Below are 23,794 nucleotides of genomic sequence, written 5' to 3'. Positions count from 1 at the left end.
CTCACGCTCCCTTCTTCGCGAGCTCTTCAATCATGCAGGTGCGTACGAAGGCGGAGAAGCTCATGCCTCGCAGTGCCGCCTCCTCCTTCGCAGCGTCACGCAGGGTATCGGGGATGCGCAGGGTCACGGAGACCTGGTCACCGTTTACCAGGAAGCTCCTGATCTCGGTTTCGTCGGGACTGCTCTTGATGAGCTCCTTGTAGCTATCGGGCATCTGCGCTCCCATCGCTCGAAATGCAATACAAATGCGTTTACAGAATTATAGCGTTGCATTGCTGGCGACTGTTGAGGCGAACGGGTGAACGGCAATATGGTCAGGCGTGGAATCAAAGAGTCAGGCAGGGACAATCCTGCCAACAACGATGTCGCGGTCTCGCGTGGCGGGTGCGTTCGCTTACACTCCCGCAATCCCACGCGCCGCGCTCAGCAGCTCATACTCTCTCTGGCTCCATTGGCGTAGCGCGGCAGCCTCGACGGCATCGCGGCACAGGTCCAAAAACACCTCGGCTCCCTCGTAGAAACACTTGCGGGCAAAGGCGCCGGATCCGTTCGCGATGCATGCGCCGTCGGCAAACAGCTTCCAGCTGGACGGCTCGCGCGAATCGTCTCCGAGCAGCTGAATCTGCAGCACGTGCGGGTCGCCGGCGGTGCAGGGCTCTTCCTCGAACATCTGCACGGTAAAGCGCATCTGGTGGGAGAGGCTGTTCTTGACCATGGCCGAGGCATGGCCGCTCGGCCCGTCTAGAAGATGCATTCGGTTTGTCTTGACGACCAGGTTGTGGAAATTGCGCTCGCTGCGCACAGAGAAATTGTCCATACGGACTCCTTTCATCGATGTTGGCAGGGCCACCGTGCCTCTTGGCCGGTTGGCGTCGGGATCGTGGAGCCAACTCTCTACTCCGACTCTGGATAAAACGCGCCCGCTCCTTGCGGGCACGATGGAGTCTATCAGCGCGCGCGGACACAAATCAAGCGCCTCCTGCGAAATGATGCGCGGGCGGCGTTTGATTTCGCCGGCTGCTGTTAGGCTTAAATCCGAAAAAGTGTCGAATTTTCCCATATAAAAGTATGGAAAAGTGTTGTAATACACACTTTAAAACCTCGGAAAAGTGTCGAAATAAGCACCTAATAACTACGGAAAAGTGTATCCTAGTGCTAAAACAGCACGTAATAAGAGGTGCGCTTATGCTGCAGAGAAAAGCGAAAGCACGGTTTGAATCTTGGCTTGCCTCGTCGCCTAACAAGGCTCTTTTGGTCAAGGGTGCCCGACAGGTAGGAAAGTCATATTTGGTCAACGTCTTTGCAAACGAATCGTTCGAAAACGTCGTGACGTTCGACCTTATCGCCGACGCGTCCGTGCGCGATTCGTTTTTGGCGGCAAAAAGCGCGGATGACCTGCTTATGCGCATGTCTATCGCTGCGACGCAGCCGATGGTTGCGAACAAGACCGTCGTGGTTATCGACGAGGTGCAGCGATGCCCCAACGTGGTGACGTTTATCAAGTACCTGGTCCAGCGCGGCGACTTTCGATACATCCTTACCGGATCGCTCCTTGGCGTTGAGCTCGAGGGCATCGATTCCCTGCCGGTGGGGTATGTCGAGCAGGTCCAGATGTACCCGCTCGACTTTGAGGAGTTTTGCTGGGCAAATGGCGTTGGTGCCAGCGTGTTTGACATGCTCAGGGGCTGTCTAAAGGATGAAGGGGAGCTCCCCGGCTACCTGTATGACCGCTTGCTCGATCTGTTCCATCAGTATGTGGTGGTGGGAGGCATGCCCGACGCGGTCAATTCCTTCTTGGCGACGCGCAATGTCGACGAGGTTCGAAACATCCACCGCGATCTTCACGCCCTGTATCGCGATGACATCGCAAAGTACGCTCCGCCCGAGCTACGCTTGGTTATTCGCGATATCTATGATTTGATTCCCAGCGAGGCCGGCTCCAAAAACAAGCGATTCAAACTGTCATCGATTAACGGTGTCAAACGTTTTTCGCAGGTGACAGATCATTTTCTCTGGTTATCGGAGGCGGGTGTCGCGCTTCCCGTGTATAACGTAACGGCGCCCGTTGCACCCCTTTTATTGGGGGAGCAACGAAATCTGTTCAAGCTGTTTTACCTGGACACCGGAATGCTCATGTCGTCGTATTCCAAAAGGGTCGCCCAAGGCGTTTTTGATGGGGAGGCGGAAGGCGCCTTTGGCATGAACATGGGGGCGGCGTTTGAGGGCTTCGTTGCCCAAGAGCTCAAAGCTCATGGGTTTAGATTGCGCTACTTTACGTCCAAAAAGGTCGGTGAGCTCGATTTTGTGGAAGAGACGTTCGATGGGGAAGTGTTTGCCATCGAGGTCAAATCGGGCAAGAGCTTTAAGTGCCACGCGGCGCTCGATAACGCACTGACAACGAAGGGCTACGGAATCGATCGCGCCCTGGTACTTGCGGAATGTAATCTTCACCGCGATGGTGACGTGCTGTATCTGCCCATCTTTATGGCAGGGCTTTTGGAGCCGTAACGTGCCGTCGACTCTTCCGGCCCTCACTTAACCCTCGCTACTCGTCGTCTCCGTCGTTGGGGTCGCCCTTGAGGGTGTTGATGTCCAGATACTCGTTATCGTCCTCTTTTTGCTGGGTCTCCGACTCCGCTTGGGTGGGGCCGCGGAACAGCTGGAATCCCTCAAACGCAATGACGCCGAGTAGGGCAATGATAATGGCGATAAAGGCAACCTTGACTGCCTGCGGAAATTCCGAGAAACGCAGTGCCTTTTCCTCGGCGTAATAATCGGCGAAGAGCTCTTCGCCCGTGCTTTTGGTATACGCCGGTGCGGACGCGGCCTCCGGGTCATATTCCGGTGCAGGCGCGGCAGCGTACGGATCGTTGAGATAATCGCTCGATGCGGTGCCATAATCCTCGGTCTCGATGCGACCGGTGCCATCATAGCCATCGGAATAATCGGAATATGCCGCACCGCCCTCATAGTCCGCGGCGCTCGTGTTGGCGGCAAAAAGCGGGTTAACTGGAACGTCGAGCGCCAGCATGCCGGTAGAGGTCTCATCCAGATCGGCTGCAGCCCAGGAATCGTAGGCCACCTGATGGGTAGCGGGCTCATCGAGCCTTGTGACTTGAGGCTTGCGTGCCGCAGGAACAGGCAACTGCTGGGCGCTGAACATGACGGTGCTGTCGGCCGATTTGCCCTGCGTCGCTGCAGCGAGAAATGCCGCCGTCTCGGTCGGGTCGCTTGCGGGGCGGGGAGCGGGCGTGGGCGCCGAAGTGGGTGCGGGCGTAGGCGCGGGCGTCGAAACAGGCGACTGCGCAGGAGTCGGCGCAGATGCGGGCTTAGGCGCAAGTGCGGGATTGGGGCTTGACGGGCGAGCCCCGCCGCCCATGAGTTCATCGGCGGTCCACGGGCGATCATCCATCACGTCGTCAAGGCTCAGCGAAAACAGGTTGTCTTCACCCTCATCGAACATGCGGTGCACATGTCCATCAATTGCCGGAATCAATCCGCGACCGGTGCATGATGCCTTGCTCAACGCCATTCTGTTCCACCCTTTCGAAATACCAATGACATCGATTATATGGAACTTCCCAAGCGGCTCGGTCTTGGATTCGTGCTTTCCAGAACTCGCGCCCAAAAAGGGGAGGGGTGCAGGCGCGCTGACTATTTGTCGCCGGCCGCCGCCTTGGCCTCGTTGAGGTAGCTATAGAAGCTGTATTTGGAGATGCCAAAGAACTCGCAGGCGCGCTCGCTCGACTTTGAAATGAGGAAGGCGCCGCGACGGTCGAGGTAGCCAATGGCACGAATACGCTCGTCTTTGGTCATGAGCGCCGCGGGCTTGCCCACAAACTGCTCGCACTCGTGCAGCAGGTCCTCGAGCAGGTTGCCGATGTTTTTGGTAATGGGCTCGGGCTCGGTGTAGCCCGTGCCGCCGGTGCCGGTAAAGGCGTCGAGCGAACGCTCAAAAGCCTTCATAAGCGTAATGTCAAAGTTGATGCCCAAAATGCCGACGGGCTTGCCCTCGTCGTTGCGGATAAAGATCGTCGACGATTTGAGCAGCTTGCCATCGGTGGTTTTGGTGAGGTATGGCTCGCGGTCGTGCACGTCGGTGGTGCCCTCGTGCATGGACTCAAACACGATATGGCTGGGGCCGTCACCCAGTTTGCGCCCGCTGACGTGGCCGTTTTCGATCACTACGATGGAGTGGTCCACGTCCTCGGTTTCCAGATCGTGGACGACGACTTCGCAGTTGGGGCCAAATTGGAGCGCCAGACCGTGTGCAAGGCGCTTGTAGAACTCAATCTGTGCGGGGGTCATGGGTGCCTTCCTAAAAATTTGTTTGGGCTCACTGTGCCATAAACCACACTTGTTCGCAAATAACGAAAGCGTCGCTGCGTTATAAGACCGCCGACATCTCAGGCGCCTCTTGCGAGCACGGCGAGGTCAACGCCGCCCGTTGGTTCCAGGCCTAAAGCCGGGTTGAGGTAAACCATGTAAAGGGGGCACTTTGCCAACCGGCGGGGTGCCCCCCTTTTTGCATCGTGGGCGTGCGGGATAAGCGCTTTTAAGGCCAACGGCGGCGTCGCGCCCGTGCGTCTTGCCCTAAACGGTGAACCCGCCTCGCCGGTGCTGTTCCCTGCGAGTCTCTTTCCCGACCTTATGGGGCTTAAGGGCAAGGATGACGGATTGTCGCTGCTTAGCGGTCGAACCGCTTTTGCTCTGCTCAAACCGTAGCACAGGGATGTGCCCCGGGAATGCTTGTTTATGTTCGCGGCGCCGGCGATATCGCCACGGGTGTCGCTGCCCGTTTGGTGCGCGTCGGCGTGTCGGTCGTTATGGCCGATATCGCGGTCCCCACGTGCATCCGTCGCACAATCAGTTTTTGCGAGGCCATTCGCTTGGGCGAGGTCCAGGTCGAGGGCATTCGCGCCCGCTTGGCGCAGACGTCGGCCGAGGCGCTTGAGATTACCGAGGCGGGGATGTCACCGTGGTGGTGGACCCCCAGGCGCAGATGCTCGGCGAACTGAAGCCTGCGGCTGTGGTCGACGCGATTCTGGCCAAGCGCAACCTGGGTACCACGCGCGACATGGCGCCTGCCGTTATTGCCGTGGGACCGGGCTTCACCGCGCCGGTTGACTGCGACGCCGTGATCGAAACCATGCGCGGGCATTTCCTGGGCCGTGCCATTACCCAGGGCTCGCCCCAGCCCAACACGGGCGTGCCGGGCGTCATCGCCGGATATGGCAAAGAGCGCGTTATCCACAGCCCCGCCGTCGGCGTGTTTCGATCTGACCGCACCATCGGCGACATCGTGAGCGCCGGAGACGTGATTGGCTACGCGGGCGATACGCCCATGGTCACGCAGATTGACGGCTGCTTGCGCGGCCTTTTGGCCGACGGCGTTCAGGCGACCGAGGGCTTTAAGTGCGCCGACGTCGACCCGCGCGGCGATGCCAGCTATATCAACCATATTTCGGACAAGGCGACGTTGGTCGGCGGCGGCAAAATCGAGCTCTTTGCGCTGGACGAGGCTCGCGAGCTGCTGGCCGGGGGTAAATCGCGTCTGGTCCGCTACACCATGGGCGGCGAGAACTCCGATACCGGCATGATCTGCGGCGGAGCCATCTGCCTGTGCTAACTGCACCTGGACGCGACCCAGACGCCGTTGTTCCAGTCGGTTGCCGACGTCTTGGCGTATCGACGTATCGGCGACTTCGTCATCGACTTTGAACCGTTTATCGCGAGCGCGCTCGAGGGCGATGTGGCCGAGTGCCATGGCGAGGAATCGCGCCACACCATTGTGGGCTGCCCCAGGCTTTCGCTGGTGGAGGAGGGGAGTAAGGTCACCTACACCAACGCGGCCTCCGAGATTCCCGCGGCGCACATCGAGACGCTCTGCCCCGAGGGTCTGACCTACATCTTTGGCTGCGGGCACGTGGGCGCCGCGACGGCACGTGTGCTCACGGCGGCGGGCTTTGCCGTCGTGGCGTGCGATGACCGTCCCGGCACGTTGACGCCCGAATGGGTGCCCGGTGTCTACGATCGTCGCCTGGTCGACTACAAGAACCTGATCGAGCTGTGTCCCATCGGTCCGCGCGACCTGGTGGTCGTGGCAACAGCAGGCCACAAGTCCGATATCGATGTGGTGATTCAGGCCATGCGCGCCAAGCCTGCCTATCTGGGTTGCTTGGGTTCGCGCCGCAAGACGGCCTTTGTGCGGGCCCGCTTGGAGCAGGAGGGCTTTGCGCAGGACCAGATCGACGAGCTGCACCTGCCAATCGGTGTCGCCATCGAGGCCGAGGACCCCGAGGAGATCGCCATCTCCATCGCCGCCCAAATGATCCACCTGCGCCGCACCAAGCTCGTCCCCCGCAAGCGCTACTCGCATCCCAGGGGTAGCTAATTTGGGACGGGGCTTTTTTAGCTACCTTGTCGCAGGGTAGCTAAAAAAGCCCCGTCCCAAATTAGCTACCCTGGCACATGCGGGTCATATTTGTGCGGGGGAGTTGTGGAGTTGTGCAGGCAGACGAGGTTTTTCTGGAAATACGCACCCAATGCGCGTATAGTACCGATTGTTTTGTCGGCTCCTGCTGCGTCGAGTCCAAACCGCGAAATGCCATGAGCGGCGCGGATGCAGCCAGGAGGCACGAGGACAACCCATCGTGGCCACGCCCCGTGCTTAAAACCCCAAGAAGGAGTGAACAATGGCAGAAGAGAAGTATGTGCCGCGTCTGAAGACCAAGTACAACAATGAGGTCAAGCAGCAGCTTCAGGACAAGTTCCAGTACGAGAACGTCATGATGATCCCCAAGTTTGAGAAGATCGTCGTGAACATGGGTGTCGGCGAGGCCGCTACCGATTCCAAGGCCATCGACGGTGCCGTGCGCGACCTGCGCGCCATCACCGGCCAGCAGCCGATGATTACCCGTGCCCGCAAGTCCATCGCTACCTTCCGCCTGCGCGCTGGTATGCCGATCGGCTGCAAGGTTACCCTGCGTGGCGACCGTATGTGGGAGTTCTTCGATCGTCTGACCTCCGTCGCGATCCCCCGTATCCGCGACTTCCGCGGTATCTCCGCCAAGAGCTTTGACGGCCGTGGTAACTTCTCCATGGGCGTCACCGAGCAGCTCATCTTCCCCGAGATTGACTTCGACTCCGTCGATCACCAGCGTGGTATGGACATCACTTTCGTGACCACCGCCAACACCGATGAGGAGGCCAAGGCCCTTCTGGACGCCTTCGGTTTCCCGTTCAAGAAATAGGTTCACCTGCCCTATAAGCGCCGTTCCCACAAGGGGGCGGCGCTTGGGGCGAACAATACTCTATGTGAGGAGGATATAAGTGGCTAAGACATCGATGATCGTCAAGTGCAATCGCAAGCAGAAGTTCTCTACTCGTGAGTACACGCGCTGCCAGCGCTGCGGCCGTCCGCACTCTGTGTACCGCAAGTTCGGCCTGTGCCGTGTCTGCTTCCGCGAGCTTGCACTCAAGGGCGAGCTTCCCGGCGTTAAGAAGGCCAGCTGGTAAGTCACTACCAGCGTTTCAAGCATCAGTTTGGAACAGGGAAAACGCGCTAAAAAGGCTTTGCCGTTAAGGGCGGCGAAGAACCAAGAGCACGTGTTCATCAAGAACGAAGGAGAATCTGTATGAACCTTACAGACCCGATCGCAGATATGCTTACGCGCATCCGTAACGCTAACTCTGTGAACAAGGCCACGGTCTCCATGCCGAGCAGCAAGAAGCTCGTCGAGATCGCTCGTGTTCTGCACGAGGAGGGCTACATCGAGGGCTACGATGTCGAGGACACCGTTCCCCAGAAGACTCTGCACATCACGCTTAAGTATGGTCCCAAGAAGGCTAAGGTCATCAACGGCATCCGCCGCATTTCCAAGCCGGGCCTGCGTAAGTACACCGGCGTTGCCGACATGCCCCGCGTCCGCGGTGGCCTTGGTACCGCCATTATTTCCACCAGCCATGGCGTCATGACCGACCGCGATGCTCGCAAGCACAACGTCGGCGGCGAGATCATCGCTTACGTCTGGTAATTCGCTCGGTAGGTAGAAGGAAAGGAGATCACCGTGTCTCGTATCGGTAATAAGCCTGTCCAGATTCCCGCCGGAGTCGAAGTGGCAGTCAACGGCAACAACGTTGTCGTCAAGGGCCCCAAGGGCCAGCTCGAGCTCGATGTCTTTGAGAAGCTCGCTATCAACGTCGAGGACAACGTCCTCACCGTTTCCCGTCCCGACGACGAGCGTGAGACCCGTGCCCGCCACGGCCTCACCCGCGCCCTCATCCACAACATGGTTGTTGGCGTTTCCGAGGGCTTCGAGAAGAAGCTCGAGCTCGCCGGCGTCGGTTACCGCGTGCAGCAGAAGGGCAAGAACCTCGAGTTCTCCCTGGGCTTCTCGCACCCCGTGATCGTCGAGGCTCCCGAGGGCATCACCTTCGAGGTTCCCGACAACACCCACGTGAACGTCAAGGGTATCAACAAGCAGCAGGTCGGTCAGATCGCCGCTGAGATCCGCGGCCATCGTCCTCCCGAGCCTTACAAGGGCAAGGGTATCCACTACGTTGGCGAGCACATCCGCCGCAAGCTGGGTAAGGCCGCCAAGTAGTCGTAACCGACTCACTCGCATAAGACCAGCACCCCGTCAGGTGCTGGCAAGATCAACCTTTTTAGGAGTTTACGTATGAACAAGCATAAGGCGAAGCTGGAAGGCCTCAAGCGTCGTCAGCGTCGTGTTCGCGGCAAGGTCTCGGGTACCTCCGAGCGTCCGCGTCTTCGCGTGACCCGTACTAACGCCAACATCTATGCCCAGATCATCGACGACAGCAAGGGCTCCAGCCTGACGCTCGTCTCTGCCTCGACCCTCGAGGCCGAGTTCAAGGGCACCCACACCTCGAACAAGGAGGCTGCGGAGAAGGTCGGTCAGCTCGTTGGCAAGCGCGCCATCGAGGCCGGCATCACCAAGGTCGCCTTCGATCGCGGTGGCCGTATCTACCATGGCCGCGTCAAGGCCCTCGCCGACGGTGCTCGTGCCGCCGGTCTCGAGTTCTAGGAGGTATGTAGCACATGGCTCGTAATCAGAAGCAGCAGCGCGAGGCCTCCGAGTTCGAGGAGCGCGTCGTTTACATCAACCGCGTGTCGAAGACCGTCAAGGGCGGTCGTCGCATGAGCCTCGTCGCTCTCGTCGTCGTTGGCGACGGCAAGGGCAACGTCGGCGTTGGCATGGGCAAATCCGCTGAGGTGCCCCTGGCCATCTCCAAGGCGTCTCTCGATGCCAAGAAGAACATGTTCCACGTGCCGGTGACCGAGCAGGGCACCATCCCGCACGAGGTTCTCGGCCACTTTGGTGCCGGCCGCATCATCATCAAGCCCGCTGTCGAGGGTACCGGCGTTATCGCCGGCGGCGCTGTGCGTCCCCTCTTCGAGCTTGCTGGCATCAAGAACGTCCTGTCCAAGTCCCTCGGTACCGACAACGGCCTCAACATCATCAAGGCTGCCGTCGAGGGCCTCAAGGAGCTCTCCAGCCCTGAGGACGTCGCGGCTCGCCGTGGCCTGACGGTCTCCGAGATGTTCGTCGGTAAGGAGAACTAAGCATGGCTGACACCATCAAGATCAAGCAGGTCCGCAGCACCAACGGTTGCAAGCAGGACCAGGTCCGTACTGTCCGTGCCCTCGGTCTCCACAGGATCCGCGAGGTTCGCGAGATTGCTGACAACGAGTCCGTCCGCGGCATGATCTTCAAGGTCAAGCACCTTGTCGAGATTGTAGAGGAGTAGCAAATGCAGCTTCACGATCTTACTCCCGCGCCCGGTTCCACCAAGAACCGCAAGCGCGTCGGCCGTGGCAATTCTTCGGGTCACGGCACCACTTCTGGCCGCGGTCAGAAGGGCCAGGGTTCCCGCTCTGGCGGCACCAAGGGTGCCGGCTTCGAGGGTGGCCAGACTCCGCTGGCTATGCGCCTGCCCAAGCTTCCGGGCTTCCGCAACCCCCGTCGTATCGAGTACACCGCTGTTAACGTTGAGCGTCTCGAGCGTAAGTTCGAGGACGGCGCTGTGATCGACGGTGCCGCTCTTAAGGCCGCTCGCATCACTAAGAGCGAGTTCGAGCCCGTCAAGGTGCTCGGCAATGGTGAGCTCACCAAGAAGTTCACGGTCAAGGTCGACAAGGTCAGCGCTTCTGCGCAGGCCAAGATCGAGGCCGCTGGCGGAAAGGTCGAGCTGCCGTGCTAAATGGTCTTAAGAATGCTTTCCGCATCAAAGAATTGCGTGAAAAGATTCTTTTTACCATAGCTATGCTCGTCGTGTACCGTATTGGTGCGCACGTTCCTGTGCCCGGCATTCCCTTCCAGGGGATGCTGGGCCTTTTCTCGACCGATAACAATTCGGTCGCCGCAGGTGCTATGGCCCTCCTGAATCTTTTCTCTGGCGGCGCGTTGAGCTATGTGTCGGTGTTTTCGCTGGGCATCATGCCTTACATCACCAGCTCGATCATCCTCCAGATGCTCCAGGCCGTTGTGCCTTCCCTGCATGAGCTTGCCCGCGAGGGCGAGGTCGGTCAGACCAAGATTACGCAGTATTCGCGTTACCTCACCCTGGCTCTGGCAATCCTCAACTCCGTGGGCTACCTTTTCCTCTTTAAGAGCTTCGGCATCAGCTTTACTGGCGCCGGCGCTCCCGAGATCATCTTCGACCTCATGATCGTCGGCACGCTCACTGCGGGCGCCATGCTGATCATGTGGATTGGTGAGCTCATCACCCAGCGCGGTATCGGCAATGGCATGTCGCTGATCATCTTTGCGAACATCATGGCCGGCCTGCCGCAGGCGATCTTCTCCAGCACCGAGGGCAATGCCGGTGGCATCATCACCATGGTGATCATCTGCGCCATCATCTTGCTGGTTATCCCGCTGATTGTTTTCCTTGAGCGCGGCCAGCGCCGCATTCCGGTCTCCTACGCTAAGCGCGTTGTGGGTCGTCGCATGATGGGTGGCCAGACCACCTACCTGCCCATCAAGGTCAACACCGCGGGCGTCGTGCCGATCATCTTCGCTTCGGCGCTGCTGTACTTCCCGGCTCAGATTGCCGTGTTCTTCCCCGGCATCGGCTGGATTCAGGCAGCTGCCTCTGCGCTTTCGACCGGTTGGCTCAACTGGGTGCTTAATGTTGTCCTCATCGTGTTCTTCGCATACTTCTACACCTCCATGGTGTTCAACCCCGATGACACGGCCGACAACCTTAAGAAGCAGGGCGGCTTTATTCCGGGCGTGCGTCCGGGTAGAGCTACCGCGGCCTACATCAAGAACGCGCTCAACAAGATCACGCTTCCCAGCGCTGTCTTTTTGGCGCTCATCGCCATCGTGCCTTCGATCATCTTCTCTTTCACGGGTAACCAGCTGATCCAGGCATTTGGCGGCACGTCCATCCTCATCATGGTCGGCGTCGTGCTCGATACGGTCGATAAGCTCGAAGGCCAGATCAAGATGTATGATTACGATGGATTCTTTAAATAGGCTAGAGGAGGATTGCTCATGAACCTCGTATTGCTCGGAGCTCCGGGTGCCGGTAAGGGCACCGTCGCACAGGAGCTCGTCGCCGAGTTTGGCGTCGCTCACATTTCCACGGGCGACCTGCTGCGTGCTGCCGTCAAGGGTGGCACCGAGCTTGGTATTCAGGCTAAGAAGTACATGGACGCTGGCGAGCTCGTTCCCGACCAGCTCGTGATCGATCTTGTCAAGGAGCGCCTTGCCGCCGATGACGCCCAGCAGGGCTTCATCCTCGACGGCTTCCCGCGCAACACCGCCCAGGCCGTGACGCTCGATTCCGAGCTCTCCACCATGGGTCGCGAGATCGACTGCGCCCTTCTGGTCGATGTGGCCCCCGAGGTCATCATCGAGCGTCTGTCTTCGCGTCGTACCTGCCGCGCCTGCGGTTACACCGGCACGGCTTCCGATACCACCTGCCCCAAGTGCGGCGGCGAGATGTATCAGCGCGACGACGACAAGCCCGAGACCATCAAGAACCGTCTCGACGTCTACGAGAAGTCCACGAGCCCGCTCGTCGACTACTATAGTGGCCAAGGTCTGCTCAAGTCGGTCAACGGTGAGCAGGCTCGCGAGACCGTGTACGGGGATGTCAAAGAGGCTCTCGGTCTATGATCAAGATTAAGTCTGCAACGCAAATCGAGCAGATGAAAAAGGCAGGAGCGCTATCTAAGATGGCGCTCCGCCACGTTGGAGCCATGGTGCGCCCCGGCGTTTCGACTTTTGAGCTCGATCAGCTCGCGGAGCAGATTATCCGCATGCATGGCGGCACCCCTGCCTTTAAGGGATACGGCGGGTTCCCGGGGACTATTTGCGCATCGATCAACGATGCTGTGGTCCACGGTATTCCCAACCCCGACATGATCCTGCGCGATGGCGATATCATCTCCATCGATACGGGAGCCGTTGTCGACGGTTGGGTTGGCGATAACGCTTGGACGTTTTTCGTCGGCACCCCTACGCCTGAGGCCAAGGCCCTGTGCGAGGTTACGCGCGATTGCCTTAAGGCTGCCATCGAGCAGGCTGTTCCCGGTAACCATATCGGCGACGTCGGTTATGCCGTTCAGTCCCTCGCTGAGTCTCACGGTTACGGCGTGCTTCGCGACTATGTGGGCCATGGCATTGGCCGTGTGATGCACGAGGACCCCAACGTTCCTAACTATGGAAAGAAGGGGAGGGGCGTGCGCCTCCAGACCGGCATGGTCATTGCCATTGAGCCGATGGTTACGATGGGTTCCAACCATGTGAGCTCGGGCTCCGACGGTTGGATTGTTACGACCAACGATCACCTGCCCGCCGCGCACTACGAGAACACCGTCGCCATTACCAATGACGGTCCGGTGATTCTCACCACGGACGCGCAAGGTGCTTGGTGCTCCCTGCAGGGCGGAGAAATGTAAAAGTCGCCGCCCCCTGATGCCCAACCTCGCCTTTCAATTTCGAAGGCATGACCCCAAGGTCTATTCCTTCTCATTTCAAGGCGATCTTGGGCATCAGGGAACGGCTTTGTTTTACATTTCAAATGTAACAAGTTCCACGTAGTTGTGGAGCCATTACGAAGATATTACGATGCGTGCATACGTATTGTAGAATATTCAATCGCTGTCGTTTTCTAGAGAAAGATGATTGCTTGTGAAGAAGGAAGACGCAATTGAGCTCGAGGGTACGGTAAAGGAACCGCTGCCCAACGCCATGTTTAAGGTCGAGCTCGAGAACGGTCATTCGGTTCTGTGCAACATTTCTGGCAAGATCCGAATGAATTACATCCGTATTCTCCCCGGTGACAGGGTTGTCGTGGAGCTTTCCCCGTACGACCTGACCCGCGGCCGCATCACCTATCGCTACAAATAGCGGCACGCATACACGCACTCCATTTCCGACTGCAGGCTTAGCTCAACCTACGGTCGGATTGTGTGTGAAGACCAGCCATAGTTTTAAACGCCTGCGGCTGGGCGAGTAGATAGTAGGGAAGTAGTTTGAGCGCTACCGAAAGGAAGAACGATGAAGGTACGTCCTTCGGTCAAGAAGATGTGCGATAAGTGCAAAATCATTAGGCGCCATGGCAAGGTCCTCGTCATTTGCGAGAACCCCCGTCATAAGCAGCGTCAGGGTTAAGAGAGGAGACTACGTTGGCCCGTATTAATGGTGTCGACCTCCCGCGTGAGAAGCGCGTTGAGATCGGTTTGACCTACATTTACGGCATCGGCCGCACCACTGCGACGAAGATTTGCGTCGAGTGCAACGTTAACGTGGATACGCGCGTTAAGGACCTCACCGAAGATGAGGTTAACGCCATCCGTGATTATATCGACAAGAACCAGATCATGGTTGAGGGCGACCTCCGCCGTGAGCGCAACCAGAACGTCAAGCGCCTTATGGACATCGGCTGCAACCGCGGCCTTCGTCACCGCAAGGGCCTCCCGGTCCGCGGCCAGCGCACCCACACTAACGCTCGTACCCGCAAGGGCCCGAAGCGTCAGATCGGTGCTAAGAAGAAGAAATAAGGAGCGCTAGATAGATGGCTACTGCTAAGAAGAACGTTCGCGCTGCCCGTCTGAAGCGCGCGGACCGTAAGAACATTTCCGTGGGCCAGGCTCACATTCGTTCTACGTTCAACAACACGATCGTTTCGATCACCGATCCCCAGGGCAACGTCATTTCCTGGAAGTCGGCTGGCCAGGTGGGCTTCAAGGGCTCCCGTAAGTCCACGCCGTTCGCTGCCCAGATGGCTGCCGAGGCTGCTGCCAAGCAGGCCATGGAGCACGGTATGAAGAAGGTTTCCGTCTTCGTCAAGGGCCCCGGCTCCGGTCGTGAGACCGCCATCCGCTCCCTCCAGGCTGCTGGCCTCGAGGTCTCGAGCATCCAGGACAAGACCCCCATTCCGCACAACGGCTGCCGCCCCAAGAAGCGTCGCCGCGTGTAACTGAAAGGATCGTATCAATATGGCAATCGACAGGACTCCTGTTCTTAAGCGCTGCCGTCAGCTCGGGATCGATCCCGCTGAGCTCGGTTACAGCAGCAAGAAGGAATCTATCCGTCAGCCCAAGCGCCGTCGCAAGGAATCTGAGTACGGCATGCAGCTGCGCGAGAAGCAGAAGGTCAAGTTCATCTATGGCGTTCTGGAGAAGCAGTTCCACGGCTACTTCAACAAGGCCCGTAAGATGAACGGCGTCACCGGTGAGAACCTCATGATTATCCTTGAGTCTCGCCTCGACAACGTCGTCTTCCGTCTTGGCTTCGCCCGCACCCGCAAAGAGGCTCGTCAGTCCGTCCGTCACGGTCACTTCACCGTGAACGGCAAGCGCGTGGACATCCCGTCCTACCGCGTCAAGGCCGGCGACGTCGTCGCTGTCGGCGAGAAGTTCCGTGACCTCCTCCCCATCAAGGAGGCCCTGATTTCCTCCGAGCGCTTTGAGGTCCCTGGCTGGCTCGAGGTCGATATCGAGAAGCTGTCTGGTAACGTGCTCGCTCTGCCGACGCGTGAGCAGATCAGCGGTGATATCAACGAGCAGCTCATCGTCGAGCTCTACTCTAAGTAGTCCATCCGGGCTGCTGAGGCTGGAGGTAATACATGTCAGAATTCATTAGGCCTCAGGTTCAGGTCGAAGAGATCAACGAGACGTCTGCTCGTGTCTCCGTCGAGCCGCTCGAGCGTGGCTACGGCGATACGCTGGGTAACTCCCTTCGTCGCGTTCTTCTGTCCTCGCTCGAGGGTGCCGCCGTCGAGGCTATTCAGATCGATGGTGCGCAGCACGAGTTCATGACCATCCCTAACATGGTCGAGGATGTCACCGACATCGTCCTGAATGTCAAGGGTCTTGTCTTCAGGGCTCTCGGCACGACCGACGAGGCGACCGCCACCATCTCGGTTGACGGCCCCTGCGAGGTCACCGGTGCGGACTTCTTTATTCCGTCCGAGTTTGAGCTGGTCAACCCCGAGCAGCACATTGCTACGCTCACCGAGGGTGGCCATCTCACCATGAGCATGCGCATCGGCTATGGCCGCGGCTATGTCTCTGGCGAGGCTAACCAGCGCGACAACGATCCCATCGGTGTGATCCACGTCGACTCGCTGTACTCGCCGGTTTCCCGTTGCGCCAAGCTCGTTGAGGCTTGCCGTGTCGGTCAGCACACCGACTACGACCGCCTTGTCCTCGAGATCGAGACCAACGGTTCCATCGCCCCGCGCGACGCCGTGGTCCAGGCTGCCAATATCATCAACCAGCATATGGCCGCCTTTATGAACCTTGCCGAGACCCCCGAGGTCGAGGAGGAGGCTTCGATCTTCGCTCCCGAGGTCACCAACGACAACGCCGAGCTGGACAAGCAGATTGAGGATCTGGACCTTTCCGTCCGTTCCTACAACTGCCTTAAGCGCGCCAGCATTCACTCGGTCCGTCAGCTCGTTGAGTTCTCGGAGAACGATCTACTCAACATCCGTAACTTCGGTGTTAAGTCGATCGAGGAAGTGAAGGACAAGCTTGAGTCCATGGGCCTGAGCCTGAAGGCTTAATGCTTCGCATATTTGAGGAGAAACTAGACCATGCGTCACAACGTTAAGAAGGGCCTGAAGCTCGGCACCGATGCGAGCCACACCAAGGCCATGAAGAAGAGCCTTGCTAAGGCCCTCTTCGAGAACGACCGCATCAAGACCACCGAGACCCGCGCTAAGGCGCTGCGTTCGGTCGTCGACCCGATCATCACTTGGGCCAAGAAGGGCGACCTGCACTCTCGTCGTCTGGCTATCGCCAAGCTCGGCGATAAGCAGCTCGTTGCCGAGATCTTCGACAAGGCTGCTCAGGGCATGTGGCAGGACCGCAACGGCGGTTACACCCGCATCATGAAGCTCGGTAACCGCAAGGGCGACAACGCTCCCATCGTTATCATGGAGCTCGTCACCGAGCCTTGCACGCCTAAGGCTAAGAAGGCTGCTCCGGCCCCCAAGAAGGCCGCTGCTCCCAAGAAGGTCGAGGCTGTCGAGGAGACCGCTGCCGAGGAGGCTCCTGCTGAGGAGACCGCTGAGTAGACATTCCGTCTGCATAGGCTATATTCGAGGGGTACGTTCGCGTACCCCTCTTTTTTTGTCGCGATACTGTTGCTTGTTTGTTGGGAGCGCCCATGACTGCGCCGTCTGATATCAATTCGATTCTCGAGCTTGACGCCACCCTTGTATTCCGCGTCGCCTATGACGGCTCGTCGTATAGCGGGTTTGCCGAGCAGCCGGGACAGACGACGGTTGCGGGTGAGCTGCGTCGAGCCATCGAGACGCTGCTTCGCCGCCCGATCGATCTGACATGCGCGGGGCGTACCGATGCCGGCGTGCATGCCGTGGCTCAGTACATCAGCGTGCCCGTAACGGACGCTGAGCTCGCGTGTACGCGCCGTAGGTGGCTGCGGGCTATGGATGCCCTGCTGCCCAAAGATATCGCCATAAACGAGGTCTACAAGGCCCGTAAAGGCTTTTCTGCACGTTTTGACGCGCGTTCCCGTACGTATACGTACCGTATTGCCGATCGAGATGCGCGCCCCGTGCTGTCCCGCGGTGCGGTGTGGTGGCATCGCTATCCCTTGGATGTTGAGGCAATGTCTGCTGCCTGCCCCGCGCTGCTGGGCGAGCAGGACTTTAAAAGCTTTTGCAAGGTTGCCTCGGCCGTTGGCAAGCCCACGCATCGCTGCGTGATGCGTGCCGAGTTTGGCCATGAGGTTGCGTTTGGCGAGGACATCCTGACGTTCACCATCGAGGGTAATGCGTTTCTGCATTCGATGGTCCGTACGATCGTGGGCACGCTTGTCGAGATTGGCATGCATCGCCATGAACCTGGGTGGATGCGTGAGGTCATCGATGCTTGCGACCGTACCGCTGCGGGCCCCACGGCTCCTGCCTGCGGCCTTACGTTTATGGGCGTGGATTACGATCCCGCCGAGCTTGTCGTGATCGACTAGGGGAGGGCTCGACGCGTCGTGCGTCGACACCTGTCATCTGTGGGCTGCGCGTGTGCAACATCTGTTCTTGGCGTGCAATACAACCGGTGTCTCATTGCTTTTATTGCCGGGGTGTACCATGAACGACAGTTTGATTCACTGCTGACGAGAGGACGGATAACTTGGTTCGACGTGGCTCGCATCCGCGACTTTCGGTGATCCTTGTGGTAGAAGGTTCGCCCAGCTATGCGATGCGTGCGCTCGAGAGTATCCAGAGCCAAGACCTCTATGATTTGCAGATTGTCGTTGTCTGCCGCGATGCTGCGCCCGGTGTGCGCCATTCGCTTCAAGTTGCTGCCGACAGGGACATCCATATTGATTTGATTGACGTCGAGGACGCTAAGCGCGGCGCTTGTCTTCGTGCCGGTTTTGATGCCTCGCGCGGCTCTCAAATCATCGCCATGAACGCCGATGAGTGGTTTGCTCCGCACGCCCTTTCCAAGATGGTCGATATCGCGTGCGATACTGCGGCAGACATAGTCTTCCCCACGGTGTCGCTCGACCGCTATGATGCACATCGAGAGCGCCATTCGCGCGTCTTGGATGCTACTCATATTTCCATTGATAGCAAATCATCGATGGTCGCCGGGCTGCCTCAGTTGATTTTAGGCGGCCTGGTTGCTCAAGTCTCTGGCGTGATGTACACCCGTCCGCTGTTTGAAGCATGCCTTTTGTGCGATAAGACGTTTCGCACTGTTGGGTTTATGGCGTGTGCGCTCTCGCAGGCACAGCGCGTCTCCGGATGCGGCGACGCTTGTTTCCACGCGGCGGCGCCTAAGCTTACAGATGCCTTTGATCCCACCATGTATGCCAAGGTATCCGATGACACCCGAGCGCTCGATGAGCTTGCGGACTCACTCTCGGAAGCAGATAGCGGTGGTTGGCTCATGCTGGCAAGCCAGAAGTTCTACTTTGCCGGACTGGTCGCCTGCATCGAGAATTTGTGTCTGAGCCCGCATGGGGTGTCATCAATTGAGCGCTCCGCCCGTATGCGTGATATGCTCGAGGCACCCCGAACTCGTCAGATGGTTGCGGCGCTTAAGGATGACCACCGCGGACTCGGTTTGTTGTTTGGGCCAATTGCAAGCGCGAAGCCTACGCGTTGCGTGATGTATACGCATTTGGCTGCTTTTCTTAACCGAACTGGTGCCAAAACTGCCTAGGGGCGATCATTTCGAAACAAACTTACATGGAATTGTTTCGAAATGCGTTCTTATACACAAAAGCTTTCAAATAGCGTTAAACTATTCAATTATTGATTGATTGTCTCCGCCATCTTTTGGAGTGAGGGTTTGTATGGCTAAAAAACGCAATGGGCGCCAGGATGCCATTAGAGATATTGTGCGCAATAAGGACGTCCGCACGCAGCGCGTGCTGGTCGATGAGCTCCGCGCTATGGGCTTTGATTGCACGCAGGCGACTGTCTCTCGCGATATTGCCGATATGGGGCTGCGTAAGCTCCCTGAGGGCATCTATGTTCTGGCAGAGGACCTGCACCTGCAGCGTATGGTTTCCGAGCTCGTAACGGGCGTTCTGCGCACCGATAATCTGGTTATGATCAAGGCTCAGCCTGGCACGGCTTCCGGCATCGCCGCCGCCGTTGATGCGGCAGAGTTGCCCGATGTGCTTGGCTCGCTTGCCGGCAACGATACGATTTTGGTTATTGCCCAGACGGCCGAGGACGGCGAGCGTCTCGAGGCGCTGATCAATAAGCTGAGCAATTCTCGCAAGTAGGCGTGCGGGTCGTGCGCTTGGCCCTGCGTGCGCTGACATAGTGGCTTGTAAGGGGTATCGACGTTGGTCGGTACCCCCTTTTTTTGTTTGCAGGCATAAAGACCGCCCACCAGGTCGCTTTAAACTAAAAGGCCCCGAGCGGTTTAATAAGCTGCTCGGGGGCCTTGTTGCTTATGGCCGGATGATTTCTAGCCGACCGTATCGTCAGGCGTGGGCGAGGGGTCGGGAGTGGGCGTGGGCGAGGGGTCGGGAGTGGGCGTAGGCGTAGGCGTGCCGCCATCGCCGCCGGTCGAACCACCAGTGGAGCCGCCCGTCGAGCCACCGGTCGTACCGGTGCCGCCGGTGGTGTCGCCGCCTGTGGTCTCGGTGGTCGTGGTCGTTGTGGTCGTCGTGGTGGTGGTTTCCTCTTCGTCCTTGTCTTCGTCCTCGTCGCTTTCCGTCTTCTTGGTGTTGTTGGTGCCGTAGAACTTCCAGACGTTATTGTTCTTGTACGTGGGGGCCGTTCCGGTCGGGAACTCCTCGCGCTCGGTTCCAGCCAAAACAGTGTTCATGAACTTCTTAAAGACGGGCAGGTTGGTGCTGTCGCCCAGCAGGTCCGTACCGTACTTTTGGATGGGAATCTCGCCTGCGGAATAACCGGTCCACAGGGCGCACGCCAGTTGCGGCGTGTAGCCGCAGAACCACAGGTTGGTGGTGTTGTCAGTGGTACCCGTCTTGCCGGCATAGGGCTGGTTGACGCTCAGCGCGCCGGCGGCACCCGTGCCACTGCCCTGCATGACGCCGGATAGAACGTCGGTAACCGCGGCAGCCTCGCCTTCGGTGAGCACCTGCGTGGGATTGTCGGTGTGCTGGTACAGCACCGAGCCGGTACGCGAGTCGATCTCGGTGATGGCGATCGGCTGGCGATAATGGCCGCCGTTGGCAAAAGTGGCGTAGGCCGATGCCATCTCGAGCGGCGAGATGGACCCGGTGCCGAGCGTCATGACGGGAACGTCCTCGATATTGTCCTTGGCGGGATCGATGCCGAGCTTTTTGACGAGCGACATGATCTTGTTGTTGCCGATGGCTTCTGCCACCTGAATGTAGCCGGTGTTGGATGAGTACGCCGTTGCCTGCTTAAGCGTGATGTTGCCATAGCTCTGGTTGGCATAGTTTTGCACCTTGGTCGTAGTGCCCTTGGCTGTAAGAGGCGAGTTGCAGTTGAGGGTGACGTTGGGGTTCATACCGTTTTGGATGGCAGTTGCCAGCGTAAAGGCCTTAAACGTGGAGCCTACGGGGCGCTTTGCCGTAGCGTGGTTCACGTGATTCTCGTCGGCGTTGTAGTCGTAGCCGCCCACCATGCACTTGATGTAGCCGGTCTTGGGGTCTACGACGACCATGCCCATGTCCAGGCCGTCGAGCGAAAGCGTGTCGAGCTGCGAGCGCACAGCCTCCTCGGCCACCTGTTGCATGGTGGGGTCGATGGTGGTCTTGACGGTCAGGCCGCCCTTAAAGAGCACGTCGGTCGAGAACTCCTGCTCCAGCAGCTGCTTAACATAGGCGACAAAGTAGGGCTGCGAGTATATGTCGACGCCGCTGCCCGAAATCTCGGTCACGTTGAGGGTGATGGGCTCGGCCTGTGCGGCATCGTGCTCCTCCTGCGTGATGTGGCCCAGGCGCAACATGTTGTCAAGGACCTTGTTGCGACGGGACAGCGCCAGGTCGGGGTTGACCGTGGGGTCGTACTGCGAGGGCGAGTTGGGAAGGCCGATGAGCAGCGCGGCCTCGCTGAGGGTGAGGTCGGCGGCGCTCTTGGACAGATAGGTCTCGGCTGCGGCCTCGATGCCGTAGGCGCCGTGGCCGTAATAGATGGTGTTGAGGTACATCATGAGGATCTCGTCTTTGGAGTACATGTCCTCCATCTTGACGGCGATGTAGGCCTCGCGCACCTTACGCTCGATGGTCGAGTCGAACTGCTCCTCCTGCAGGATGGTGTTGCGCACCAGCTGCTGGGTGATAGTCGAGGCGCCTTCGTGCCCGCCGCCGAGGGTTGCCACCGCAGCACGCGCGATACCCCACAGGTCGATACCGCCGTGCTCGTAGAAGCGCTCGTCCTCGACGTCAACGGTGCCCTGCAGCACGTAGGGGGAGACCTCGTCCTTGGTGATGGACTTGCGGTTTTGCGTGTAGAAGCTCGCGATCTTGTTGCCGTTGCAGTCGACGATCTCGGTGGGCTCGCTCACCAGATACGCGTTGGCGTCGGTGTAGTCGGGCAGATCGGACAGCCAGCGGTTGACGTTGCCGACCATGCCGATGCCAAATGCCACGCCCGCGATAAGCAGAAAGCCCAAAAACGAGAGCAGGATTATGGGCAGGGCATGCGTCTTTGAACGGCTGCGTCCCTGTCGTTGGCGAGGACCCATATATTGACCTCCAGGTATGTCGTGCCGGACGGTGGATGTGCCGTCGGGGCAGGATGGACATAAGTTATTACACGATAAACCAAACGGGGCGCGCGAGGCCTCGTGTATGCTGGAAGACGGCATTTTTCAGAGTGAATGCATACCTTGGTAAGGAGTTTGCCGATGGCGATTCGGACGATGGGGCCGTGCGGACAATACGAGACTGGATTGGATGGTGCCGGTGCGGCGCTGCCCGAGCTGCTGGCGCCGGCGGGCGGACTCGACCAGATGCTTGCGGCCATCGCCGCGGGCGCCGATGCCATCTATGCGGGGTTGGGCGACTTTAACGCCCGTGTGAGCGCCCATGGCTTTACGGATGACGAGTTTGCGCGCGGTTGTGCCGTGGCGCATGCCCATGGCGTGCGTGTGTACGTGACGCTCAACGTGTTCGTGTTTGACGATGAGTTGTCCGACGCGGTGGCGTTGGGAGCTCATGCACTGGAGCTGGGCGCCGATGCCCTGATTGTTGCCGATGCCGGATTGGCGTGCGCGCTGCGTGCGGCGATTCCCGGCGTCGAGATTCACCTGTCTACGCAGGCGGGCGTTCATAGCGAAGGCGCCGTGCGGCTTGCCGCCGATGAGCTGGGGGTCGAGCGCGTGACGACGGCACGCGAGCTGACGGTCGACGAGATTGCCTCCTTGTGCGGTACGGGCGTGCCTATCGAGGTGTTCTGCCACGGGGCCATCTGCATTGGCTACTCGGGTGCTTGTGAGTTCTCAGCCCTGAGGCGCGGGCGCTCGGCGATGCGCGGGGACTGCACACAGCCGTGCCGCCTGGCGTACGACCTAGTGGACGAGGCGGGGGAGAGCGTCGTCGCCGTTGAGGGGGACCGTCTGCTGTGCCCGCGTGATTACCTGGGCATTGCGCACCTGCCCGAGCTTGTTGCCGCCGGCGTGGCGTCGCTCAAGATCGAGGGTCGCATGAAGAATCCCGACTATGTCTTTAACGTGGTGAGGGCGTGGCGTCACGCGCTCGATATGCTGCGCGACGGCACGTGGGATGCCAATGCGGTGCCGGCGCTCGAACGCGAGCTGGGAAGGTCGTTTAACCGTGGGTTTACCGATGCGTACCTGCGAGGGCGTTCGGGCGCCGAGCTTATGAGCTTTGAGCGTGCAATCAACCAGGGCGTGCGCGTGGGGCGCTTGGTCGCTGTGGGCCACGAAGAGGTGGCCGTTGAGCTCGACGCCGCCGTGGCGGCGGGTGACACGCTCGAGATTCGGTTCTATCCGGGTGTCGACGCGCGTCCCGATGTGCCCAAGCGCTGGCCGCAGGTGCCCTGCCCGGTGAGTGCCGCGGCGGGGGAACGCGTTGTCGTGCATTGCAAGCGTAAGGTGGACACGGGCTGCGAGGTGTACCTGATTCGCAGCGCCGGCGTGTTGGATCAGACGGCGGCGGTGTTGGAGCGCATGCGGGCCGAGGCAGATGCGATTGCGCCCGTTGCGCGTGCCGTTGAGGTACTACCCTTTGAGGACGTTGCGGTGGATGGCGGTGCGTCGACGGAGTTGGTGGAGTGCGCGATTCCCGCTCGCATGGTTTTTGCTTGGCAGCTGATGGATGCCGACCCGCGCGGAGAACTCGATTTGTCCGACGCCGTTGTGGTGCTCGACGAGGTGTGCCGCACGGGTGACGCTGACCGGACCCGCTCACTGATGCAGCGTGCCGGGCGCGTCGTCTGCCGCAACCTGGGGCAGGTGGTGATCGCTCGCGAGCTGGGCGTGACGTTTGACGTGGCGGCGCCGGTGTTCTGTGCGAACCGGACTACGCTTGCCTGGCTACGTGGGCTCGGCGCGGGTCGGGTGTACTTGCCGGCCGAGTTGCTCGGCAATGATGCGGAGCGTATTGCCGAACTGACGGCCGAACTTGGTGTTCTGGGCCCCGTCGATGCCGACCACACCGAGCTCATGGTGTGCGAGCACTGCCTGCTGACCGCCGAGGGGGCTTGCGCCACCGATGCGGCGCAAGCCGGGGCATGTTGTCACGATTGCATGCGTCGTCGGCAGGCGCGCTATCTGGTTGAGCGGGATGGCACGCGTTTGCCAGTTGCCATCGATGCACGCGGCAGGACGAGGATTTTCCTGACATAGGTGCCGCGTCGCGCC

At 59.4% G+C, this 23,794-nt stretch carries 31 protein-coding genes; 26 read left to right on the top strand and 5 right to left on the bottom strand.

Translation table 11 applies throughout. The annotated features are described in order from the left end of the window. Position 1: 1 nt before the first annotated feature. On the bottom strand, positions 2 to 214 hold the full coding sequence (locus tag DW029_RS01785; RefSeq protein ID WP_233541079.1) for a YlcI/YnfO family protein: 213 nt from the start codon (positions 212 to 214) through the stop codon (positions 2 to 4). Positions 215 to 394: 180 nt separating this feature from the next. After that, a complete protein-coding gene (locus DW029_RS01780) occupies positions 395 to 817 on the bottom strand; it encodes a hypothetical protein (RefSeq protein WP_118345116.1) in 423 nt (140 codons plus the stop codon). A 251-nt stretch (positions 818 to 1,068) separates the two neighbouring features. On the opposite strand from DW029_RS01780, the gene DW029_RS01775 reads away from it, so the two are divergent. Continuing rightward, positions 1,069 to 2,508, top strand: a complete 1,440-nt coding sequence (locus DW029_RS01775; protein ID WP_370220039.1) for an ATP-binding protein — start codon at positions 1,069 to 1,071, stop codon at positions 2,506 to 2,508. Between the two features lie 37 nt (positions 2,509 to 2,545). Here the strand turns inward: DW029_RS01775 and DW029_RS11420 are convergent, their stop codons facing one another. Next, positions 2,546 to 3,532, bottom strand: a complete 987-nt coding sequence (locus tag DW029_RS11420) for a hypothetical protein (RefSeq protein WP_118345114.1) — start codon at positions 3,530 to 3,532, stop codon at positions 2,546 to 2,548. 122 nt (positions 3,533 to 3,654) lie between these two features. Then, positions 3,655 to 4,308, bottom strand: a complete 654-nt coding sequence (locus tag DW029_RS01765; RefSeq protein ID WP_117734355.1) for a transcriptional regulator — start codon at positions 4,306 to 4,308, stop codon at positions 3,655 to 3,657. 437 nt (positions 4,309 to 4,745) lie between these two features. Here DW029_RS01765 and DW029_RS11620 point away from each other — a divergent pair, with 437 nt between their 5' ends. From DW029_RS11620 to DW029_RS01650, 24 genes are all read left to right on the top strand, one after another. After that, a complete protein-coding gene (locus DW029_RS11620; RefSeq protein WP_233543763.1) occupies positions 4,746 to 5,018 on the top strand; it encodes a hypothetical protein in 273 nt (90 codons plus the stop codon). Next, positions 4,979 to 5,629, top strand: coding sequence for a selenium-dependent molybdenum cofactor biosynthesis protein YqeB (gene yqeB / locus DW029_RS11615; protein WP_233543762.1), 651 nt, complete (start codon positions 4,979 to 4,981; stop codon positions 5,627 to 5,629). The genes DW029_RS11620 and yqeB overlap by 40 nt, the downstream gene beginning before the upstream one ends. A gap of 51 nt (positions 5,630 to 5,680) precedes the next feature. Further along, a complete protein-coding gene (locus DW029_RS01755) occupies positions 5,681 to 6,394 on the top strand; it encodes an XdhC family protein (RefSeq protein ID WP_158572590.1) in 714 nt (237 codons plus the stop codon). A gap of 301 nt (positions 6,395 to 6,695) precedes the next feature. Next, positions 6,696 to 7,253, top strand: a complete 558-nt coding sequence (rplE, locus tag DW029_RS01750; protein WP_006235260.1) for a 50S ribosomal protein L5 — start codon at positions 6,696 to 6,698, stop codon at positions 7,251 to 7,253. A gap of 79 nt (positions 7,254 to 7,332) precedes the next feature. Further along, positions 7,333 to 7,518 (top strand): type Z 30S ribosomal protein S14, encoded by a 186-nt coding sequence (locus DW029_RS01745; RefSeq protein ID WP_022094280.1) that lies wholly within the window; start codon positions 7,333 to 7,335, stop codon positions 7,516 to 7,518. A 119-nt stretch (positions 7,519 to 7,637) separates the two neighbouring features. Continuing rightward, positions 7,638 to 8,036, top strand: a complete 399-nt coding sequence (gene rpsH, locus DW029_RS01740) for a 30S ribosomal protein S8 (protein WP_006235262.1) — start codon at positions 7,638 to 7,640, stop codon at positions 8,034 to 8,036. Positions 8,037 to 8,069: 33 nt separating this feature from the next. Further along, the gene (gene rplF / locus DW029_RS01735; RefSeq protein WP_006235263.1) at positions 8,070 to 8,606 is read left to right on the top strand and encodes a 50S ribosomal protein L6; all 537 of its coding nucleotides are present in this window, start codon (positions 8,070 to 8,072) and stop codon (positions 8,604 to 8,606) included. A 75-nt stretch (positions 8,607 to 8,681) separates the two neighbouring features. Beyond that, a complete protein-coding gene (gene rplR / locus DW029_RS01730) occupies positions 8,682 to 9,050 on the top strand; it encodes a 50S ribosomal protein L18 (RefSeq protein WP_006235264.1) in 369 nt (122 codons plus the stop codon). Between the two features lie 14 nt (positions 9,051 to 9,064). Further along, positions 9,065 to 9,589 carry a 30S ribosomal protein S5 gene (rpsE, locus tag DW029_RS01725; RefSeq protein ID WP_055252236.1) on the top strand — a complete coding sequence of 175 codons (525 nt, stop codon included), beginning with the start codon at positions 9,065 to 9,067 and terminating at the stop codon, positions 9,587 to 9,589. Positions 9,590 to 9,591: 2 nt separating this feature from the next. Beyond that, the gene (gene rpmD / locus DW029_RS01720; protein ID WP_006235266.1) at positions 9,592 to 9,774 is read left to right on the top strand and encodes a 50S ribosomal protein L30; all 183 of its coding nucleotides are present in this window, start codon (positions 9,592 to 9,594) and stop codon (positions 9,772 to 9,774) included. A 3-nt stretch (positions 9,775 to 9,777) separates the two neighbouring features. Beyond that, entirely contained in the window at positions 9,778 to 10,227 is a 450-nt protein-coding gene (gene rplO, locus DW029_RS01715) for a 50S ribosomal protein L15 (protein ID WP_006235267.1), read from the top strand. Then, positions 10,221 to 11,507 (top strand): preprotein translocase subunit SecY, encoded by a 1,287-nt coding sequence (gene secY, locus DW029_RS01710; RefSeq protein ID WP_118345112.1) that lies wholly within the window; start codon positions 10,221 to 10,223, stop codon positions 11,505 to 11,507. The genes rplO and secY overlap by 7 nt, the downstream gene beginning before the upstream one ends. Before the next feature lie 18 nt (positions 11,508 to 11,525). Next, positions 11,526 to 12,152, top strand: coding sequence for an adenylate kinase (locus tag DW029_RS01705; RefSeq protein WP_118345111.1), 627 nt, complete (start codon positions 11,526 to 11,528; stop codon positions 12,150 to 12,152). Next, positions 12,149 to 12,937 (top strand): type I methionyl aminopeptidase, encoded by a 789-nt coding sequence (gene map, locus DW029_RS01700; protein ID WP_117743545.1) that lies wholly within the window; start codon positions 12,149 to 12,151, stop codon positions 12,935 to 12,937. Before DW029_RS01705 ends, map begins: the two co-directional genes overlap by 4 nt. Before the next feature lie 232 nt (positions 12,938 to 13,169). Next, complete coding sequence (gene infA / locus DW029_RS01695) at positions 13,170 to 13,388, top strand: translation initiation factor IF-1 (RefSeq protein WP_035137443.1); 219 nt, start codon at positions 13,170 to 13,172, stop codon at positions 13,386 to 13,388. Positions 13,389 to 13,538: 150 nt separating this feature from the next. Continuing rightward, the gene (gene rpmJ / locus DW029_RS01690; RefSeq protein ID WP_006363204.1) at positions 13,539 to 13,652 is read left to right on the top strand and encodes a 50S ribosomal protein L36; all 114 of its coding nucleotides are present in this window, start codon (positions 13,539 to 13,541) and stop codon (positions 13,650 to 13,652) included. Positions 13,653 to 13,666: 14 nt separating this feature from the next. After that, positions 13,667 to 14,041, top strand: coding sequence for a 30S ribosomal protein S13 (gene rpsM / locus DW029_RS01685; RefSeq protein ID WP_022094275.1), 375 nt, complete (start codon positions 13,667 to 13,669; stop codon positions 14,039 to 14,041). Positions 14,042 to 14,055: 14 nt separating this feature from the next. Next, positions 14,056 to 14,460: a 30S ribosomal protein S11 gene (gene rpsK, locus DW029_RS01680; RefSeq protein WP_006235274.1), complete on the top strand. Its 405-nt coding sequence runs from the start codon at positions 14,056 to 14,058 to the stop codon at positions 14,458 to 14,460. Positions 14,461 to 14,479: 19 nt separating this feature from the next. Further along, entirely contained in the window at positions 14,480 to 15,076 is a 597-nt protein-coding gene (gene rpsD, locus DW029_RS01675) for a 30S ribosomal protein S4 (RefSeq protein ID WP_006235275.1), read from the top strand. A gap of 32 nt (positions 15,077 to 15,108) precedes the next feature. Then, a complete protein-coding gene (locus DW029_RS01670; protein ID WP_117734359.1) occupies positions 15,109 to 16,050 on the top strand; it encodes a DNA-directed RNA polymerase subunit alpha in 942 nt (313 codons plus the stop codon). A 30-nt stretch (positions 16,051 to 16,080) separates the two neighbouring features. Further along, the gene (gene rplQ / locus DW029_RS01665; RefSeq protein WP_089573564.1) at positions 16,081 to 16,563 is read left to right on the top strand and encodes a 50S ribosomal protein L17; all 483 of its coding nucleotides are present in this window, start codon (positions 16,081 to 16,083) and stop codon (positions 16,561 to 16,563) included. Positions 16,564 to 16,655: 92 nt separating this feature from the next. After that, positions 16,656 to 17,480: a tRNA pseudouridine(38-40) synthase TruA gene (gene truA, locus DW029_RS01660; protein ID WP_118098927.1), complete on the top strand. Its 825-nt coding sequence runs from the start codon at positions 16,656 to 16,658 to the stop codon at positions 17,478 to 17,480. Positions 17,481 to 17,641: 161 nt separating this feature from the next. After that, on the top strand, positions 17,642 to 18,682 hold the full coding sequence (locus DW029_RS01655; RefSeq protein WP_158572589.1) for a glycosyltransferase: 1,041 nt from the start codon (positions 17,642 to 17,644) through the stop codon (positions 18,680 to 18,682). Between the two features lie 133 nt (positions 18,683 to 18,815). Next, positions 18,816 to 19,253, top strand: a complete 438-nt coding sequence (locus DW029_RS01650; RefSeq protein WP_006235280.1) for an arginine repressor — start codon at positions 18,816 to 18,818, stop codon at positions 19,251 to 19,253. Positions 19,254 to 19,441: 188 nt separating this feature from the next. Here the strand turns inward: DW029_RS01650 and DW029_RS01645 are convergent, their stop codons facing one another. Then, on the bottom strand, positions 19,442 to 21,655 hold the full coding sequence (locus DW029_RS01645) for a transglycosylase domain-containing protein (protein WP_117763198.1): 2,214 nt from the start codon (positions 21,653 to 21,655) through the stop codon (positions 19,442 to 19,444). A gap of 162 nt (positions 21,656 to 21,817) precedes the next feature. On the opposite strand from DW029_RS01645, the gene DW029_RS01640 reads away from it, so the two are divergent. Next, positions 21,818 to 23,779 carry a U32 family peptidase gene (locus tag DW029_RS01640; protein ID WP_158572588.1) on the top strand — a complete coding sequence of 654 codons (1,962 nt, stop codon included), beginning with the start codon at positions 21,818 to 21,820 and terminating at the stop codon, positions 23,777 to 23,779. Positions 23,780 to 23,794 lie beyond the last annotated feature (15 nt).

The sequence above is a fragment of the Collinsella sp. AF38-3AC genome (assembly GCF_003474365.1).
Lineage (GTDB): Bacteria > Actinomycetota > Coriobacteriia > Coriobacteriales > Coriobacteriaceae > Collinsella.
This window is presented reverse-complemented; position numbering and strand designations above follow the sequence as displayed.